General features: G+C 33.6%; 15 protein-coding genes. 8 read left to right on the top strand and 7 right to left on the bottom strand.

The window, feature by feature from the left end:
- Positions 1-69 precede the first annotated feature (69 nt).
- Positions 70-2199: a carboxy terminal-processing peptidase gene (locus tag ACN0WI_RS02965; protein ID WP_417885132.1), complete on the top strand. Its 2130-nt coding sequence runs from the start codon at positions 70-72 to the stop codon at positions 2197-2199.
- Positions 2200-2380: 181 nt separating this feature from the next.
- Here ACN0WI_RS02965 and rodA read toward each other — a convergent pair whose 3' ends face one another.
- The 6 genes from rodA to purH are packed head-to-tail and all read right to left on the bottom strand — an operon-like array spanning position 2381 to position 9432.
- The gene (gene rodA / locus ACN0WI_RS02960) at positions 2381-3634 is read right to left on the bottom strand and encodes a rod shape-determining protein RodA (RefSeq protein WP_417885131.1); all 1254 of its coding nucleotides are present in this window, start codon (positions 3632-3634) and stop codon (positions 2381-2383) included.
- Complete coding sequence (gene mrdA / locus ACN0WI_RS02955) at positions 3634-5502, bottom strand: penicillin-binding protein 2 (protein ID WP_417885130.1); 1869 nt, start codon at positions 5500-5502, stop codon at positions 3634-3636. The genes rodA and mrdA overlap by 1 nt, the downstream gene beginning before the upstream one ends.
- Complete coding sequence (locus ACN0WI_RS02950; protein WP_417885129.1) at positions 5499-6005, bottom strand: rod shape-determining protein MreD; 507 nt, start codon at positions 6003-6005, stop codon at positions 5499-5501. The genes mrdA and ACN0WI_RS02950 overlap by 4 nt, the downstream gene beginning before the upstream one ends.
- A complete protein-coding gene (gene mreC / locus ACN0WI_RS02945) occupies positions 5998-6822 on the bottom strand; it encodes a rod shape-determining protein MreC (protein ID WP_417885128.1) in 825 nt (274 codons plus the stop codon). The genes ACN0WI_RS02950 and mreC overlap by 8 nt, the downstream gene beginning before the upstream one ends.
- 18 nt (positions 6823-6840) lie before the next feature.
- The gene (locus tag ACN0WI_RS02940) at positions 6841-7869 is read right to left on the bottom strand and encodes a rod shape-determining protein (protein WP_417885127.1); all 1029 of its coding nucleotides are present in this window, start codon (positions 7867-7869) and stop codon (positions 6841-6843) included.
- Between the two features lie 30 nt (positions 7870-7899).
- Positions 7900-9432 carry a bifunctional phosphoribosylaminoimidazolecarboxamide formyltransferase/IMP cyclohydrolase gene (gene purH / locus ACN0WI_RS02935; protein WP_417885126.1) on the bottom strand — a complete coding sequence of 511 codons (1533 nt, stop codon included), beginning with the start codon at positions 9430-9432 and terminating at the stop codon, positions 7900-7902.
- Between the two features lie 146 nt (positions 9433-9578).
- Between purH and ACN0WI_RS02930 the strand changes: the two genes are divergently transcribed.
- Complete coding sequence (locus ACN0WI_RS02930) at positions 9579-10832, top strand: ABC transporter permease (RefSeq protein WP_417885125.1); 1254 nt, start codon at positions 9579-9581, stop codon at positions 10830-10832.
- A gap of 155 nt (positions 10833-10987) precedes the next feature.
- Here the strand turns inward: ACN0WI_RS02930 and ACN0WI_RS02925 are convergent, their stop codons facing one another.
- Positions 10988-11446 carry a GAF domain-containing protein gene (locus ACN0WI_RS02925; RefSeq protein ID WP_417885124.1) on the bottom strand — a complete coding sequence of 153 codons (459 nt, stop codon included), beginning with the start codon at positions 11444-11446 and terminating at the stop codon, positions 10988-10990.
- Positions 11447-11527: 81 nt separating this feature from the next.
- Here ACN0WI_RS02925 and xrtF point away from each other — a divergent pair, with 81 nt between their 5' ends.
- From xrtF to ACN0WI_RS02895, 6 genes are all read left to right on the top strand, one after another.
- Positions 11528-12088, top strand: coding sequence for an exosortase family protein XrtF (gene xrtF, locus ACN0WI_RS02920; RefSeq protein ID WP_417885123.1), 561 nt, complete (start codon positions 11528-11530; stop codon positions 12086-12088).
- Positions 12072-12521, top strand: a complete 450-nt coding sequence (locus ACN0WI_RS02915) for an exosortase F system-associated membrane protein (RefSeq protein WP_417885122.1) — start codon at positions 12072-12074, stop codon at positions 12519-12521. Before xrtF ends, ACN0WI_RS02915 begins: the two co-directional genes overlap by 17 nt.
- A gap of 113 nt (positions 12522-12634) precedes the next feature.
- Positions 12635-13048, top strand: coding sequence for an HYC_CC_PP family protein (locus ACN0WI_RS02910; RefSeq protein WP_417885121.1), 414 nt, complete (start codon positions 12635-12637; stop codon positions 13046-13048).
- A gap of 120 nt (positions 13049-13168) precedes the next feature.
- Positions 13169-16906, top strand: a complete 3738-nt coding sequence (locus ACN0WI_RS02905; RefSeq protein WP_417885120.1) for an efflux RND transporter permease subunit — start codon at positions 13169-13171, stop codon at positions 16904-16906.
- Between the two features lie 114 nt (positions 16907-17020).
- Complete coding sequence (locus tag ACN0WI_RS02900) at positions 17021-18268, top strand: TolC family protein (RefSeq protein WP_417885119.1); 1248 nt, start codon at positions 17021-17023, stop codon at positions 18266-18268.
- Positions 18269-18655: 387 nt separating this feature from the next.
- On the top strand, positions 18656-20362 hold the full coding sequence (locus tag ACN0WI_RS02895) for an efflux RND transporter periplasmic adaptor subunit (RefSeq protein WP_417885118.1): 1707 nt from the start codon (positions 18656-18658) through the stop codon (positions 20360-20362).

Raw genomic sequence — 20362 nt, 5'->3', positions numbered from 1 at the left:
CATTTCTTTATATGGCACAGTTTTTAATGTACTTTCATTAGTAATTAACGAAGAAAATTTATGCAATACATGAAAAGGAATTTTAAAATCCTAGTGCTTGCCGTGTTAATGGCAGCAACCTCATGCAGTTTTACTACTAAAAACTTTGATGATCCTGACAAAGACAAACTCCTTATAGATCTAATTACCTATGTTTTAAAACAAGGCCATTATGATGCTAAAACTATAGACGATGAATTTTCAGTAAAGGTTTATAATCATTTTATAGATGGTTTAGATCCATCTAAACGATTCTTTTACAAAAAAGATATAGAAGAATTTTCGAAGTATAAAAAACAAGTGGATGATCAAATTAATAATAAGGATTTAGATTTTTTCGATTTAGTTTATAATAGACTAACGGAAAGAATGGAGGAAGCGAAGACTGTATACCCTGAAATATTAAGCAAACCATTTGATTTTTCTAAAAAGGAAGAGATTAATACTAATACCGATGAGGAGAAGTATGTTTCTTCTAAGAAGGAATTAAAAGAAAGATGGAGAAAACAGCTTAAATTTTCAGTACTTATTAATTTTTACGATAAGAAACAAGGCGAAAAAAGTAAGAAGGAAGAGGATGATAGCTATACTATGAAGTCTGATGAAGAGTTGGAAAAAGAAGCAAAAGAAGCTACGAGAAATAGTCTAGATGAGTATTTTGACTTAACAAACGACTTAGAGCGTAAAGATTATTTTTCGATATATATTAATTCAATTGTAGAGGAATTCGATCCGCATACCTATTACTTTGCACCACGTGATAAAGATCGATTTGATATAGCAATGTCTGGTAAAATCGAAGGAATTGGCGCGCGTTTACAAAAAAAGCAGGATAATGTAACAATAGTGAATGTTATCTCCGGAGGACCAGCTTGGAGAAGCGATCAGATTGATGAAGGAGATGTTATTCTTAAAGTAAAGCAAGAAGATGAAGATGAGCCGGTGAATATAGTTGGAATGCGTTTAGATGATGCTGTAGATTTAATAAAAGGCCCTAAAGGATCGAAGGTAACATTAACACTTCGTAAAAAATTATTAGGTAATATCGAGAAGGTTACGTTAACTAGAGATATTGTTGAAATAGAAGAAACATATGCTAAAGCTTCAATGATTAATAAAGAAGGTAATAAATACGGTATTATTAATTTGCCTAAATTCTATTTCGATATGGAAGATTACGATAGTAGAAATGCGGCAACCGATATGCGTAAAGATATAGAAGCTCTAAAAAAACAAGGAATGGAAGGTCTTGTTATAGACTTAAGAAACAATGGAGGAGGATCTTTAAAAACTGTTGTAGATATTGCTGGATTATTTATCAAAAAAGGACCAGTTGTTCAAGTAAAATCTAATAACGAAAAGAAAGAAGTTTTAAAAGATACCGATTCCGAAGTTGTTTGGGATGGACCTCTTGTAATTTTAGTAAACGAGCTTTCTGCATCTGCTTCAGAAATTTTAGCAGCTGCAATGCAAGATTATCATAGAGCTGTTATTATTGGTAGTGAACAAACTTATGGTAAAGGGACTGTCCAAAATGTAATAGATTTAAACCGTTGGTTGCGTAATAGTGACTATGGAGATATGGGCGCTTTAAAAATTACAACCCAAAAATTTTATAGAATTAACGGAGGATCTACACAATTAGAAGGTGTTAAAAGTGATGTGGTTGTTCCGGATCGTTATAGCTTTGTAGATGTAGGAGAAAAAGATCAAGAAAATCCATTACCATGGGATAAAATAGATCCTGCAGATTATAAAGTTTGGAAGGGTGATTTTGATTATAAAAAGGCAATTGTTAATAGCCGTAAACGAATGAATAATAGTGAGCAAATTAAATTAATTCAGAAGAATGCAAAATGGATTAAAGATCAGACAGAAGATGATCTATATTCTTTGAATTATGATGATTATGCTGCAGATGCTACTAAAAACAAAGAAGTACTTAAGCAATACGATACGCTTAAAAATTACAAAACAAACTTAACTTTCACATCTTTACCTTACGAAAAGGAACTATTCAAATCAGACTCTACATTACAACAAAAGAGAGAAAGATGGCATAAAGATTTAACTAGAGACGTTTATGTAGAAGAAGCTGTTAATGTTTTAAATGATATTACTAATGAGAGAGCAACAGTAAATTCAAAAATAAAGAATTAAGAAATCAATTTTAATATACTACAAACGCCTCTGGTTGAAGACCAAAGGCGTTTGTTTATTATTCTAAATACAATGAAACGAAAAATCATATACCCTTTTCTTATTTTATTAGTAGCCGCTTTATTACTTATTTTCGATAAATGTGCCCATTAGTTGAGGCATCATTATAACTTATAATCGATTAAAATGATAAGCGTTCAGAATCGAGTTTAATAAAAATGAATAGTAATATGGTGAATCCCCATAATCCGGAGCCACCATAACTAAATAGTGGTAAAGGGATACCTACAGTAGGGAAAATACCCAAAACCATCCCAATATTTACCATAAAATGAATAAATATAATACCTGCTACACTATACCCGTAAATTCTACTGAATTGAGATTTTTGTCTTTCAGCAAGAAAAATTAATCTAAAAAGTAAACAAGTGAATAATATTATTACTGCAGAGCTACCTGCAAAACCCCATTCTTCCCCTACAGTACTAAAAATATAGTCGGTATGTTGTTCAGGAACAAAATGGCCTTTTGTTTGGGTGCCTTCTGTCCAACCTTTTCCGGTCCATCCACCGCTTCCTATAGCAATTTCACTTTGGTTAGTGTTATAACCAATTCCTCGGCTATCAACTTCTTTTCCTAAAACAAGATTTAATCGGTCTCGGTGCCGTTGTTCAAAGATATTATTAAAAATATAGTTAACTGAGAATGATAGCCCTATTGATGTTACTATGATGAATAGTAATAGCGGAATTCCTGGTCTTTTTTTCTTTTTCAATAAAAAAAAGCTTAAGCAGCCCATTAAAACAACGGCAACAGCCACCCAAATAGGCCCAAAAAGCAGTGTTCCAACAAATATTAGAGCACCAGAAATAGCTAGTACAAAATATAAACCTGAAATTCCTTCTCTATATAAAGGAAAGAAAAAGGCCGCATAAACTAAGGCACTACCAGGATCTGGTTGCGGAATGATAAGCAAAGCAGGGAGAGCAATAATTACAAAGGCTTTAAATTGATGAGAAATCAACTTAATATTTGTTTCAATATCACTTACATATTTGGCTAGCGCTAAAGCTGTAGCTATTTTTGCAAATTCCGACGGTTGAAATCTAAATGTTCCAATAGCGTACCAAGAAGTTGCGCCAGATATAGTTTTTCCAAAAACAAACAGACCAGCTAGCATAATGAGTGCTATTATATAAATGATACTGGAAAAACGTTGATAGAATTTAGCTTCTATAGCTAAAATTACTATTATTAAAATAACACTTAATCCAATAAACAACGCTTGTCTACCATAAGGTTCACTCATATCAAGGTAAGAACCAGGTGTGCTAGTACCTAATGATGCCGAATATATATTTACCCAGCCAAAACAGACTAATGATAAATAAATAAGAATAGTTACCCAATCGAAACTTGCTGAATTTTTACCCATTATTGATTAATTAAAAATGGTTCTCCACTGATAGGTTTAGCGTATTCCTCCTCTAAACTATGCGATAAAATCCAATCTTCTAAATCGTTTCTAGTAATATGTCCTTTAATATATTTTTCAATCATTAAACTCGCAATTTTACCGGCATATCTTCCTCCCCAATATCCATTTTCAACAAATACTGCAATGGCTATTTTAGGATTATCTACAGGAGCAAAAGCAATAAAAATTGAATGATCGGTTAATTGAGTCCTTTTGCCATTTATTTTAGTGAAATTTTCTGCGGTACCCGTTTTTCCAGCAATTTCAATACTATCTACTTGTAAAAATCTAGCGGTACCATTTTTATATACTTGGTGCATCCCTTCTATAACTGGACCAAAATTTTTAGGATCTATAGTGGTATGTTTCTTTTCAGTAAAACGCTTATCTTGAACAGGTTTTCCATCTATTTCCTTAATCATATGTGGGGTGTAATACCAACCTTTATTAGCTATTGCTGCCGTCATGTTAGCTAATTGAATGGGAGTTAATAATACTTCTCCTTGCCCAATAGCATTTGATAGGGTAGCGGTAGCAAACCATTTATAGGTTGGATAATCGTAAATTTTGTTATAATATTCTGAAGTAGGTATTTTTCCAGGTCTCCCTGTACTTAGGTCATTTCCCAAATAATTGCCAAGACCAAAACTTGTTACATGTTTACGCCAGGTATCTATGCCTTCTTGTGGAGTAGGGTATTTTTCAATTATTTTACGATATACTTGTGCAAAATAAGAATTACACGAAGTAGCGATTCCAGGTATCATTGAAACAGGACTAGAATGTGAATGGCAGCCCATTTTTCTACCTCTACCATAAACATATCCATTGTGACAGGAAAATTTATCAGAAGTATCGACAACTCCTTCTTGTAATGCAATTAAAGCATTTAGTGTTTTAAAAGGAGAACCAGGAGGATATTGTGCGAGTAATCCTCTATCGTATAAGGGTCTAGCAATTGTGTCTAACCACATTTTGCTAAAATTTCTGGATCTTTTACGCCCCACTAAATCTGAAGGATCATAACTTGGAGCAGTCACTAAACTAAGAATTTCCCCAGTAGCAGGTTCTATGGCAACGATACCTCCTCGCTTATTTTTCATTAGTTTTTCTCCATAACTTTGCAGTTCATCACTAATTGAAATTTTTACATCTTTACCTTTTTCCGGTAACGTATCGTAAATTCCATCTTTGTAGGGACCAATATCTCTATTCAATTTATCTTTTTGAATATATTTCACCCCCTTAGTTCCTCTTAAGGTGTCTTCGTAAACACTTTCAACTCCTTTTCTTCCAATAAGGTCACCGGAAGAATAATAAGGATTATCTTTTACAATAGAGGGGCTAACTTCAGCAATAAAGCCTAATACATTCGCTCCATGCTTTGTATGATAATCTCGCAAAGATCTTTTCTGAATATAAAAACCATCATAGTTTCGCATTTTTTCTTGAAGGTATGCATATTCACTTTTAGTAAGCTGAGGTACTATAACCGATGGTAAGAAAGGGGAATAAATTTTAGCTCTATCTAATCGCTTTTCCAGTTCTTTACGTTCTAAACTAATAATATTACAGAGCTCTGTAGTATCAAAAGGTTTTAAGTTTCTAGGAATAACCATTACATCGTAAGAGGGCTGATTGGAGACTAAAAGCTTTCCATCTCTATCGTAGATATATCCACGTTGGGGATAATCGTATGTTACTTTAATGGCATTATCTTGAGAACGTATTGTGAAACTATCGTCAATAACTTGCAAATATAATAACCTGGCAACAAAGACAATCCCGGTAGTTAAAATAATAATATATAATAAAAACTTTCTCATCTATATTTTTTACTGAAAAGGGCCATTGTTAGAAATACAACAATAACAGTGAAAATACTAGAAAATAATATTTTTTTTCCAATAATTAATAAATGGCTAAAACTGAACATTTCTAAAGAGAATAATACAGTATGATGGATGAGTACCATTAAAACCACATAACTTATTCTTGTGCCAATAGGAGTAGAGGATAGCCGTAAGGTTTGATGGTCATAACTAATACCGAATGAAAAGCGTAATAAATTTGGTCGTACAAAAGCAGCAACCAAGCAAGCGGCAGCATGTATACCTCCACTATCTTCAAAAATATCTATTGATAAGCCTAAAGCAAATGCTAAAAATAGAAATAGACTTCGATTAGCATTAAATGGGTATAATAATAAAAATAAAATATATAGATATGGGTTTATGTATCCTAAAAAATTGATGTTGTTTAGAATCAAAACCTGAATCAAAATTAGGATTATAAAACGTAGAATATTAGATGTAATATTGCTATTCATTTTTATTCTTATCTTCTAAAGACAAAATATCTACTTTATCTTTATTTTCGATTACATATACATAACCAATGTTGGTCATATCATTAAATAAATCGATATTAATAGTATAATAACTTTCGGTATTATCTAATGCAAAATCTTTAATTTTTCCTATAGGTATTCCTTTAGGGAAAATTAAACTTTTACCACCTGTAATAATAGTGTCTCCTTTTTTAACAGGCGCTTGCCGGGGAACATCTATCAACTGAACAATATTTGGGTCTTTCCCATCCCAAATTAAACTTCCAAAATGATTTGTTTTTTTTAGTTGGGCATTAATTTTAGATTGAGAATTTAAAATGGAAATAATTCTAGAATAATTTCCATTTACTCTGTCTACAATACCTATAATACCTCTACTTGAAATAACCCCATTTTCAGGAAAAATACTATCGTTCTCACCTTGGTCAATAGTGAGGTAATTATCACGTTTAGCGAAGTTATTATTAATAACGTTGGCTGCTCTAAAAGTATAAGCCGTTTTATATGTAGTGTCTTTTATAGTAGGTATACTATCTTCTTTTCGTAGTTTTTGAACTATATTCCGTAAATTCTTATTTTCTTGAATAAGCCTCTGATTATAGTCTTCTAGATAAAAATAATTTTGAATTGTATTATTCCAACTATAGATTCCCCCTGTCAATGAATTTGCAGAACTTATAAACTTACTTTTATGAAAAGAATGTGTTTGAATAGTAAAGAAAATAGAAAGTGCCAGCAATACTAAGAACAGAATGTTGTTTTTGTTCCGAATTAAAAAATTAAAAATTTGCTGCATAAATTCTGGTTCTCCTGCTTACTTAATCAAAATACCTTTATAACGGTTTAAAGTTTTTAAAGTAATCCCAGTACCTCTTACAACTGCTCTTAAAGGATCTTCTGCAATGTAAACTGGTAAATCAGTTTTTTGTGAAAGTCTTTTATCGAGGCCTCTTAGCATAGATCCTCCACCTGCTAAATAAATTCCAGTGTTGTAAATATCTGCTGCTAATTCCGGAGGTGTTTGCGATAAAGTTTCCATAACCGCATCTTCAATACGAAGTATAGACTTATCTAAAGCTTTGGCAATTTCACGATAAGAAATATTAACCTGTTTTGGCTTTCCTGTTAATAAATCACGTCCTTGTACACTCATTTCTTCTGGTGGAACTTCTAAATCTTCAGTAGCAGCACCAATTTGAATTTTTATTTTTTCAGCGGTGCGTTCACCTACATATAAGTTATGCTGTGTACGCATGTAATACACAATATCATTAGTGAATACATCTCCGGCAATTTTAATGGATTTATCACAAACAATTCCACCAAGAGCGATTACTGCAATTTCTGTAGTACCACCACCTATATCAACAATCATGTTTCCTTTTGGTTGCATAATATCTACTCCAATACCAATGGCAGCTGCCATTGGTTCATGGATTAGATATACTTCTTTACCATTCACACGCTCAGCACTTTCTTTTACTGCTCGCATTTCTACTTCGGTAATACCAGAAGGAATACAAATAACCATCCGCAAATGTGGCTGGAACATTTTTCGCTTCAATGCTGGTATTTCTTTAATAAAGCGGGTAAGCATTTGCTCACTAGCATCAAAATCAGCAATCACACCATCTTTCAATGGTCGAATTGTTTTGATATTCTCATGTGTTTTCCCCTGCATCATGGCAGCCTGTTTTCCGACTGCGGTAATTTTTCCGGAAGTTCGGTCTCGGGCTACTATCGAAGGGCTGTCTACCACTACTTTATCATTATGAATAATAAGGGTGTTGGCAGTCCCTAAATCTATCGCTATTTCTTCAATGAGAAAATCAAAAAATCCCATACGTTATTTTATATTGGTAAAAGTACTTTATTAATGTTTAAAGTGGCGAGTTCCTGTCATTACCATTGCAATATTATTTTCGTTGCAATAGTCAATACTCAATTGATCTTTTATAGAACCGCCTGGTTGTATAACAGCTGTTATTCCAACATTTCCTGCAATTTCAACACAATCTGGAAATGGGAAAAAAGCATCACTTGCCATAACAGCTCCTTTAAGGTCAAATTTAAAAGAACTAGCCTTTTCAATACTATGTTTTAAAGCGTCTACACGAGATGTTTGTCCGGTTCCGCTAGCATAAAGTTGTTTGTTTTTCGCAAAAACTATTGTATTCGATTTAGTGTGTTTACAAATTTTAGAAGCAAACAATAAATCTTCAATTTCTTGTTCTGTTGGTTTATTATTGGTTGCATATGACAAATCGCCTAAAACATCTGTTTTATTGTCTTTATCCTGCACTAAAACTCCGTTTAAACAAGTACGCACTTGTTTTTCTGAAAGTTCAGTTTCTTTTTGAATTAAAATAATACGATTTTTCTTTGCTTTTAAAATAGTTAATGCCTCTTCTGAATAAGAAGGAGCTATTACTACTTCACAGAATAAGTTATGAATTTCTTCAGCAGTAGCTTTATCAATTTCTGTATTTGAAATTAAAATTCCACCAAAAGCAGAAACCGGATCTCCAGCTAAAGCATCTACATAGGCTTGATGAATTGTATCACGTTGAGCTAATCCACATGCATTGTTATGCTTTAAAATAGCAAAAGTTGGTATTTCTCCTTTAAACTCATTCATTAAATTCACAGCAGCATCTACATCTAATAGGTTGTTGTAAGATAACTCTTTTCCATGGAGTTTATCAAATATTGCATCAAAATCTCCAAAAAATGTACCTTTTTGATGAGGATTTTCTCCATATCGTAAAGATTTTCCTTGTTGGATGCTTTGTTTGAAAGCAGGAATTTCTTCTGAATTGTTGAAATAGTTAAAAATAGCGGTATCGTAATGAGAAGAAATATTGAAAGATTTAGCAGCAAAATTTTTACGTTGCGCTAAACTTGTTTCTCCATTCCCTTCATTTAATATGTTCAAGAATTCCTCATAATCGTTTACTGAAGAAACACAAAGAACATCTTTAAAATTTTTTGCAGCAGCACGAATTAATGAAATTCCTCCAATATCAATTTTTTCGATAATATCTTCTTCAGAAGCGCCTGAAGCTACTGTTTTTTCAAACGGATAAAGGTCCACAATTACAATATCGATTTGTGGAATTTCGTATTGAGCAATTTCCTTAACATCACCTTCGTTATCTTGTCGATTTAAAATTCCACCAAAAACTTTTGGATGTAATGTTTTAACACGCCCCCCTAAAATTGATGGGTAAGAAGTAACATCTTCTACAGGAACAACAGCTATCCCTAATTCTTTTATAAATTTTTCGGTACCACCGGTAGAATAAATAGTAATTCCCAGTTTATCAAGTTTTTCTACGATAGGCGCCAAGCCTTCTTTATTAAATACGGATATTAATGCAGATTTGGCCTGCTTTAAATTGCTCATTGTGTTGTTTTTGTTAAGGAGGCAAAAGTAAGTATTTAGTGTAAAAATTTAAAGGTGTTTTACTTTATTTCTTTATATTTTTTGTAACATTTTTTTTAAGCTTACGTCATATCGTTAATTCGGTATACGATTGTTACTATTTTAATATGCTAATATATTTAAGATTACTAGTAGAAAGTTTTAATTTTGCATTTAATGCGCTTAAGAACAATTTGTTGCGTACTTTTTTGTCGTTGTTAGGTGTAACAATAGGTATATTCTCAATTATAGGGGTATTAGCTGCTGTAGATTCTTTAAAAAGAGAAATAGATGGCTCTTTAAGTAGTATAGATAATAGCACTATAATAATTATGCGTTTCAATTTTGGACAAACAGATATTCCCAAATGGAAAAGACAACAATTTCCAGATGTAACTTACGATGAATACCAGTTCCTAAAAAAGAATTTACCCGATGCAAAGGCGGTAACTTTTACGCAGAATGTGCCCCAAGAAACTGTTAAGTATGGTGATGCAAGTAGTCTAGGGGTGTCAATTCAGGCTGTGGGGAGTGAATATTACAATATTGAAGCTATTAATTTAGAGGAAGGTCGATTTTTTAACGAGTCGGAAGCCGCCAGTGGATCTCCGGTAATTGTAATTGGTAGTGAAATTGCGGAAAATCTCTTCGGAAATTTAGATCCTATTGGAAAACAAGTACGATTATATGGTAGAAAATTTTCTGTAATTGGGCTATTAGAAAAAGAGGGATCTTCAATGTTTGGTGGTAGTAAAGATAGTCAGGTTTTTATTCCAGTAAATGTTACACGGCGTATGTATGGTGAGAATAACCGAAGTATATTTCCACAAATTATTTTAAAACCAGAAGATGGAATCGATAATGCCGAATTTATAGCAGTCATAAAACAACGACTTCGAAGCTATCGAGGAATTAAACCCGGAGAGGTCAATACTTTTTTTGTAAATCAGTTAAAAGGGTTTACTGATTTTATAGATAATATAACCGGAACGCTAAACACAATTGGTTTAGTAATTAGTGGATTCTCATTACTGGTAGGAGGATTTGGAATTGCCAATATTATGTTTGTAAGTGTAAAAGAGCGAACCAACCTTATTGGAATTCAGAAATCTTTAGGTGCAAAAAATAAATTTATCTTATATCAATTTTTGTTTGAAGCCATTATTTTAGCAATTATTGGTGGGCTAGCAGGTCTATTCCTTGTCTGGTTAGCTACTATTATTATTTCTAATTTCACCGGTGACTTTGAATTTATTTTATCCTTCGGCAATATAATTTTGGGAACAAGTGTTTCTGCTATAATCGGACTTATATCAGGAATTATTCCGGCAATTTCAGCTTCTCGTCTTGATCCTGTGGAAGCTATTAGAAGCGGAATGTAAACTGCTTAAGAATAAAAAATAGAATATAAGGAAAAGTGAAAAATTTCACCAATTAATATCCTAGTTAAACTAAAGAACCCTCACAGTTTTTTAAAATGTGAGGGTTATATTATATAGTTAACGGTAAATTACCAGCAGAGTCAATTTATTACAATTTACTCTAGTATTGTTGCAACTTTTTCGTTTACAAATGCTAAGAAGTTTTCGTCTTCTTTAGAGAATGGATCAGCAGTATGCGAATCGATATCGATTTGTCCTATATTTTCACCGTTAACAAAAAGTGGAATCACAATTTCTGCTTTTACGTAGATGCTACAAGCTATATAATTATTTTGTGCTTTTACATCAGGCACCACAAAGTTTTTATTAGAAACGGCTACCTGTCCGCAAATTCCTTTTCCGAACGGAATAATTTCGTGGTCAGTAGGCTCACCAGCAAACGAACGAAGTTTTAATTCTTCTTTATCATCATTTTTAAAATAAAACCCAACCCAATCATAATAGGAAATTGTTTCCATCAATAATTCACAAACTTGAGTTAATCGATTGTCAACTGATAATTCTTTCGTATTTAGAATTTCTTCAACTTGTGGCCTTAATTTGTCAAATGCCATAATATTTATTTTTTCGCAAAAGTATTTAAAAACTCATTTCTGTTAGCGGCTTTTGTCTAAATTTGTCTAAATTCCTTACAATTGCTTAAACTTTTCAAAAAATACAGCGTTGTTATTCGTTTTATCGCCATTTTTTTGGGGAGTTATTTCATGCTTTCATTTCTATATAACTCATACTTAATTTATTCTGAAGGTAAAACAGATTATTACCCTGATGTTGTTACGAATTTGGTGAGTAAGCAAAGTGTAGCTATTATCGAGTTTTTAGGATACACGAGCAAATTAGAGCCACATCCCTACGAAAAATCAGTCAAAGTTTCTATTGAAGGCAAATATTTAGTTCGTGTAGTTGAAGGTTGCAATAGTGTAAGTGTTATTATTCTTTTTTTATCGTTTGTTTTATCATTTTTCACTAAACTAAAAACTACTTTTTTTTATATTTTGGGTGGTAGTGTACTTATTTATGCTATGAATTTAATTCGGATTGCACTACTCACTATTGGAATTTATGAATATCCGCAATATTCCTCATTTTTACATGAAATAGTTTTTCCGCTTATTATTTACGGCACGGTAATTATCTTATGGATCTTTTGGGTTAGAGTTTATGCAAATTTAGAAAGGAATGAAAAAGAGGTATAGAATTGTATTGATTTCAATCCTGATCATCCTTCTGGCGGCCATTCGGTTTTATGAAACCAGACTTTTTTACGATCCGCTTATCAATTTTTTTAAATCTTCAGATTATCTAAGAGATAAAATTCCAAGTTTTAAGGCAGGATTATTAATTCTGAATACTTTTTTTAGATATATCTTAAACAGTTCTATTTCTATAGCAATTTTAGGTATTACTTTTTTTGATCGAAATATTGTAAAATTTTCTGCGCTATTATATGCGTTTCTTTTACTATTAGCTGGAAGCGTTTTCATATATCTTATTCTAACTATTGAAAATGAACATTTCTTAGCACTATTTTATGTGAGACGATTTTTAATTCATCCTATATTCATTTTGGTACTTTTGCCGGCATTTTATTATTACCGAATGATTAATCGCAGGAAAAACCTAAATTGAAAGAATTTTCCTGAATTTTGAAATTCTATGATCCTGTTTTCTATTACTTTTGAAAAATACTTTTAAGTAGTATATTGCTACTAATTGTCGACTATAAAGTACTTTCATAATTCATGAAACAGTTTTTTGCTAAAATAATAGCTTCCATTGTAGCCGTTTTAGTGTTGTTTTCTACCTTTTCTTTTACGGTGAATCAACATTTCTGCGGAAAACAGTTAGTGGATAGTGCTGTTTTTTCGAAAGCAAAAAATTGCGGGATGGAAATGAGTTCGGCTACTTCAGCAGAGACTTCCTTAAAAAAGAAATCTTGTTGTACCGATAAAACGCTAGAAGTAAAAGGACAAAAAGAATTAAAGCAAAACTTCCATAGTCTCGATTTTCAGCAGCAATTATTTATTACTGGTTTTGTCTATTCTTACTTTCAACTTTTTGAAGTTTCAGAATCAGATTTTATCCCATTTAAAGATTACTCTCCGCCAAAGCTGGTCTGTGATATTCAATTACAGGATCAGGTATTCCTTATTTGATTGAAACACATTTTTATATTGAAACATTCTCATGTTTCGATGATTTTTCGATGTCTTTGTCTTTTGTAGACTGAGCTTAAAGCTGAAATTATGTGTTTTTAAGATCAAATAAATCTTTTTATGCTGAACAAAAGCATTAAATTTTTAATAGAAAACAAACTGGTTGCCGTCATTCTACTTGTAGTTTTAGTAGGATGGGGCGTGGTAAATGCACCATTCAATTGGTATTTAGGACAGTTACCACGCGATCCGGTGGCGGTAGATGCCATTCCCGATATAGGTGAAAATCAGCAAATCGTTTTTACAAAGTGGGAGGGGCGTTCTCCGCAAGATATAGAAGATCAAATCACCTATCCGCTTACGACTTCGCTTCTGGGAATTCCTGGGGTTAAAACCATACGGAGTTCCTCCATGTTTGGCTTTTCTAGTATTTATATCATTTTTGAGGAAGATGTAGAATTCTATTGGAGCAGAAGCCGAATTCTGGAAAAACTAAATTCATTACCAAACGAATTATTACCAGAAGGAGTAAGTCCTGCTTTAGGACCAGATGCTACAGCTTTAGGGCAAATTTATTGGTATACTTTAGAAGGTCGCGATAAAGATGGTAATGTTACCGGTGGCTGGGATCTTCAGGAATTACGAAGTATTCAGGATTTTTATGTGAAATATGCCTTGTCTAGTGCAAGCGGAGTTTCAGAAGTAGCTTCTATTGGTGGTTATGTTCAGGAATATCAAATCGATGTGCAGCCTGAAAAAATGCGCCAGTATAACATCGGTTTACAAGATGTTGTAAAAGCAGTTAAAGAAAGTAATCGTGAAATTGGCGCTCAAACTTTAGAAATTAATCAGGCTGAATATCTGGTGCGTGGCTTGGGATATGTAAAGTCTATTAAGGATATCGAAAATGCGGTGGTTTCTTCTAAAGATTTTGCTGCATTAAAAGTTAGCGATGTGGCTCATGTTTCACTAGGACCGGTAGCGCGACGTGGGATTTTAGATAAAGAAGGAGCCGAGGTAGTTGGCGGAGTCGTAATTGCCAGAAATGGCGCTAACCCAATGGAGGTTATTCAAAATGTAAAAGATAAAATTGAAGCGATAAGCGGTGGTTTACCTTCTAAAAAATTAGTGGATGGGACGACTTCACAACTTACCATTGTTCCATTTTATGACCGGTCAGAACTTATAAACGAAACCTTAGGTACCTTAAACGAGGCACTGAGTTTAGAAATCTTAATTACCATTTTTGTAATCGTAATTATGGTGTTTAACCTGCGTGCATCCATCCTAATTTCGGGCTTACTTCCGGTAGCTGTTTTAATGGTGTTTATCGGGATGAAATTTTTTAATGTAGATGCCAATATTGTAGCACTTTCTGGGATTGCTATCGCAATTGGAACCATGGTAGATGTAGGTGTGATTCTTTCAGAAAATATTATTCGGCATTTAGATGAAGATGAACAAAATACACCGATAAATGCTGTAGTTTATAATGCGACTACTGAAGTTTCTGGTGCAATTATTACCGCGGTACTTACCACAATTATAAGTTTTGTGCCTGTATTTACTATGATTGGTGCTGAAGGAAAATTATTTCGTCCGCTGGCTTTCACCAAAACTATGGCACTTACCGCTTCTATTATTATTGCATTATTTTTAATTCCGCCTTTTGCTGCTAGTATTTTTAGAAAAAGAAAAATTCGAAAAAACTTCAGTTTAGGTATTCAGGCTGTATTAATTTTAGCTGGAATTGTCTTGGTTTTTTATGGGTTTTGGCTTGGATTAATTTTAATCGGTTTAGGTATTGCAGGAATATTAAAAGCAAAACGTTTTACTTCTGAAAAGCAACATAATTGGATTGTTGTGGGTATTATTTCAACTTCAATTGTGTTGATGTTAGCTTCTTTTTGGCGTCCATTAGGTTTAGATACTTCTATTTTTTGGAATGTAATGATGGTAGGAATATTATGTTTTGGATTATTGCTTGGCTTTTATTTTTTCCGAAGAAATTACACCCGAATTTTACATTGGGCATTAGCACATAAGATTTTATTCCTAATTCTGCCATTTTCGATTGTTATAGCGGGTTTTGTAATTATGCGAAATACTGGGCAAGAATTTATGCCGTCGCTTAATGAAGGTTCATTTTTACTAATGCCAACTTCGATGCCACATGCCGGAGTTGCCGAAAATAAACGGATTTTACAGCAATTAGATATGACTGTTGCCAATATTCCGGAAATTAAAACCGTGGTTGGAAAAGCTGGAAGAACCGTATCAGCCTTAGATCCTGCACCATTAAACATGTACGAAAATATAATTCAGTATAAACCAGAATACATGCTGAATAAAAACGGTGAGCGCCAACGCTATAAAATTGATGATGAAGGCTTTTTTATTTTGAAAGATAAAAAGCGTGCAATCGACGGAAGCATTCGTTTTACAGAAAAAGAAATCCCAGATTCGGTAAATACAAGCTTTAAAATTAATCGAGAACAACTAATTGCCGATGATGATGGCGAGTATTTTAGGAATTGGCGCCCGAGTATTAAATCGCCCGATGATATTTGGACTGAAATTTCAGCTGCTACAAAATTACCGGGAATCACTTCGGCACCAAAATTACAGCCAATTGAAACCAGATTGGTAATGTTACAAACCGGAATGCGTGCACCAATGGGAATTAAGGTTCAAGGACAGGATTTGGCGGAAATAGAATCTTTTGGGATGAAGTTGGAAGATATTTTAAAAGAAGCTGAAGGTGTAAAAGATGAAGCTGTTTTTGCCGATCGAATCGTAGGAAAACCTTATTTGCTAATTGATATTAAAAGAGATCGATTAGCGAGATATGGAATATCAGTAAGTGATGTTCAGGATGTTTTAGAAGTGGCTGTTGGCGGTAAAATGCTAAGCCAAACTGTCGAAGGAAGAGAGCGTTATTCTGTTAGAGTACGTTACCCCAGGGAGCTTCGAGATTCTCCGGAAGATTTAAAAAATATCTATGTTCCTGTAGAAGGAGGAAAGCCTGTCCCATTAAGTGAGCTTGTAGAAATTCGGTATGAAAAAGGTCCGCAGGTCATTAAAAGTGAAGATACATTTTTAATTGGCTATGTGCTTTTTGATAAAATGGATGGCTTTGCTGAGGTTGATGTCGTGGAAAATGCACAGCAAACTATTCAACAAAAAATAGATTCAGGCGAGTTAAAAGTTCCGCAAGGAATTAATTATGAGTTTACCGGAAATTATGAGAATCAACTTCGTGCGGCCAAAACATTGTCGATCGTAGTACCGTTAGCTTTATTGATCATTTTTATGATTCTGTATTTTCAATTTAAGTCGGTTACTACCTCATTTATCGTGTTCACCGGAATCGCGGTTGCTTTTGGCGGCGGATTTATCATGATCTGGTTATATGGGCAAGATTGGTTTTTAAATTTCAGTTTGTTTGGCGAGAATCTTAGGGATTTATTCCAGATGCATACCATTAATTTAAGTGTTGCTGTTTGGGTTGGTTTTATTGCGCTCTTCGGAATTGCAACCGACGACGGAGTGGTTATGGCGACTTATCTCACGCAAACTTTTGGTAAAAATGAACCGAATACTATTAAAGCTATTCGCTCCTCGGTTGTGGAAGCCGGAGAAAAAAGAATTCGTCCTTGTCTAATGACTACCGCCACGACAATTTTGGCATTATTACCGGTTTTAACCAGTACAGGTCGGGGTAGTGATATTATGATCCCAATGGCAATCCCAAGTTTTGGCGGAATGTTAATTGCTTTAATCACACTTTTTGTGGTACCGGTATTGTTTTGCTGGAAGAAAGAATTGATGTTGAAGAAAGAAGATGGTATAAATTAGAAAGAATAGAAAGGGATTGAAGAAACAGGAGCCAAGATTAAATTGTTTTGAATGCTAAATTTTGAATTGGAAAAACTGATCGCTGTCAGCTAGAAATATAAAAAACTGTAAACCGTGAACTGCAAACTGTTAACTAAAAAATATAAAAATAGCCTTCGTTTTTTACCAATTTTGGTGTTGTTGCTTAGTGTTCATTGTATGGAAGCCCAACAACTAGAAGCTTATATCCAAGAAGCGCAGAAAAATAACCCTACGATTGATGCGATACGTACAAAATACGATATCTCTATAGAGCAGATCAATGCGGTAAATAGCTTGCCAAATACCGAATTTTCTGCAGGATACTTTGTGAGTGAGCCTGAAACCCGAACCGGACCGCAGCAGGCAAAATTTTCGGTAAAGCAAATGTTTCCATGGTTTGGAACAATCACAGCAAAGCAAAATTATGCCAGTTCTCTTGCAGAAGAAGATCAAATTGAAGTTGAAATCGCATTGAAAAAATTGAGATTATCAGTTTCTAAAGCATATTTTAATTTGTATGAAATTCAGGAAAAAACTGAAGTGGTTAAGGAAAATATAGAGTTGCTGAGCGTTTATGAAGAACTGGCGCTAAATGGCGTGGAAGTAGGAAAAGCCGGAGCCGTAGATGTTTTAAAACTTCAAATGCAAAAGAATAAATTAAGCGACCAGTTAGTAAGTCTTCAAAACAATTTAGAGGCTGAAAAAGTAGCTTTTAATCGTTTACTGAATAGAGAAAACAGTGCTTCTATAGCACTTGTAGATACGTTACAATTGCCTTCAGAAGAGCTTCAGATTTCCGCAATAAAAGTTTATCCAGAATTATCCAAATTCGATGAAAGCCTGGGAAGTTTGGAGTATGCAGAAGCAGTTAATCAAAAGGAATCAGCACCAAAATTTGGAGTTGGAGTAGATTATATTAATGTAGGCACGCGTACCGATATGGTGATTCCAGATAACGGTAAGGATATTTTAATGCCAATGGTTTCAATTTCAATTCCCATTTTTAATGCTAAATATACTTCGGTTACTACGCAAAATAAACTGCGAAAAAAGCAAATTGTAGCAACTAAAAATCAAAGAATTAATGAATTAGAAAGTAGATTGTCTAATGCCATAGCAATGCGGAATTCTGCTCGAAATTCTGTAGAAATTCAGCTTAAAAATATCGAGTTAACTAAAAATGCAGAAGACATTTTAATGCGTAGTTACGAGAGTGAAACTTTAGATTTTAGGGATGTTTTGGATATTCAGGAAATGCAATTAGAATATCAAATGAAATTAACAGAGTCGGTAAGTGAGTATTTTAAGCAAGCGGCGGTGATTCAGTATTTGGTAGATTAGTTAATTTGATGATGTATTTATTTGAAAATGTGATGATTGTTAAGAGACTTATTGTTTTAAATGGTTAATGTTGAATTTTGAATTAAATCTGGCCTATCGAAAATTGCTCGTAAAATTGGAAGTGAGAGAAGCGTAAAATTTTAGGCTGTTTGAGCGTAGCGAGTTTCTAAAATTTAGCTTCCGAACATACAATTTAGAGCAAAGTTCGTAAGCCTAGACTTTTTTGTTTCTTTTTTCGGCGATGGAAAAAAGAAAGAATATGAATTGAAGTTAGTGCTATAATTTATACAGCTACTTAATAAAAGTATAGAAAATAGGCTTGTGATTTTGAATAAATTAGACCTCAATATTTAATAGAAAGAGGATAGCTAAAAGCTACAAAACAAGATGAAAAAAACAATTATATATACAGGTTTAGCTTTAATAATCGGACTCTTTATTGGGTATCTGGTCTTTAGCGGAAATGTAGATTCCCAGAAGGAAACTCATACGGATCATAGCGATAAAGGTGAAATGGAAGAAAAAATGTGGACCTGCGCTATGCATCCGCAGATCATGCAGCAAGAACCTGGCGATTGCCCGATTTGTGGAATGGAATTGATTCTGGCTAGCCAAAGCGATGCTAATATCGCTGATTTTACAATGACTGAAAATGCCATGAAATTGGCAAATATCCAAACTACGGTTATAGGTTCTACAAAGGAGCGTAATTCCATTAAACTTTCTGGAGTAATTGAAGCTAATGAAGAATTAGATGCAGTTCAATCTTCTTATTTTGATGGGCGTATAGAACGCCTTTTTATTAATACTACCGGAGAAAAAATTAAAAAAGGACAAATTTTAGCCACAATTTATTCGCCGGAGCTGGTTGCAGCTCAGCAAGAATTAATAACGGCTATGCGATTAAAAACATCGCAACCCAAATTATATCAGGCAGTGCGTAATAAATTGAAGAATTGGAAACTGAGCGATTCGCAAATAAATTCAATTGAAAAAAGCGGAAAAGTAAAAGAGAATTTTCCTGTTTTTGCATCAAATTCGGGTACCGTAACTGAAAAAATGGTAAACGAAGGCGATTATGTAAATCGTGGGCAAGCACTTTATAAAATTGCTAATCTTAGTAAAGTCTGGGCGATTTTTGATGCGTACGAGGGGCAATTAGCAAATTTAAAGGAAGGACAAAAACTTCAAATTTCTGTGAATGCTTTTGCTGATAAAACATTTAGCGGAAAAATAGATTTTATTGCGCCTGTTTTAAATTCTTCGGCTAGAACTACGAAAGTACGTGTGATTTTGGATAATCAAGACGGTAATTTAAAACCGGGAATGTTTGTAGAAGCTAAGGTTGGTATAACCACAAGTATTGAAAATTCAGTGATACGTGTCCCAAAATCTGCTGTGATGTGGACAGGAGAACGATCTGTAGTGTATTTAAAAACTATTCCTAATTCTCCACAATTCGAAATGCAAGAAGTAAAATTGGGTAGCGAAATTGCCGATTCTTACCAAATTTTGGAAGGTTTGGATAAAGGTGATGAAGTAGTTACTAACGGAACTTTTACAGTAGATGCTGCTGCACAACTGCAGGGCAAAAAATCAATGATGAGTCGCAATGCAGCCGATAATAATGATAATGCGAAAGTGATGGAGATTAACTTGCCAAAAAAAATGCAGTTAGCATTCAAACCAGTGCTTCAGGATTACTTAAATCTAAAAGATGCATTGGTGACAAGTGATGCAGCTTCAGCAAAACTGGCAGCGCAAAAAGCTTTAGCAGAAATCAATAATATCGATAGGGCAGCATTGAATAAAATATTGTCTTCTTATTTTAAAGCTATTCAGGATAAGTTTGAAAGTATAAGTGCTTCCGAAGATATTACTGCGCAGCGAGAAGATTTTATAGCACTTTCACAAAATATGATTGCTTTGATACTGAATTTTGATGAAATTGAGCAGGTTTATATTCAACGTTGTCCCATGGCGAACGATAACAAAGGTGCTACCTGGATAAGTAAAAATAAAGAAATTAAAAATCCATATTTTGGGCAGCAAATGTTAGGATGTGGAGAAACGATTAGATCATTACCTAACTAA

The organism is Zunongwangia sp., from assembly GCF_048269745.1.
Taxonomy (GTDB): domain Bacteria; phylum Bacteroidota; class Bacteroidia; order Flavobacteriales; family Flavobacteriaceae; genus Zunongwangia.
Note: the sequence above shows the minus strand (reverse complement) of the source record. Positions and strands in the feature narration are given on the sequence as shown.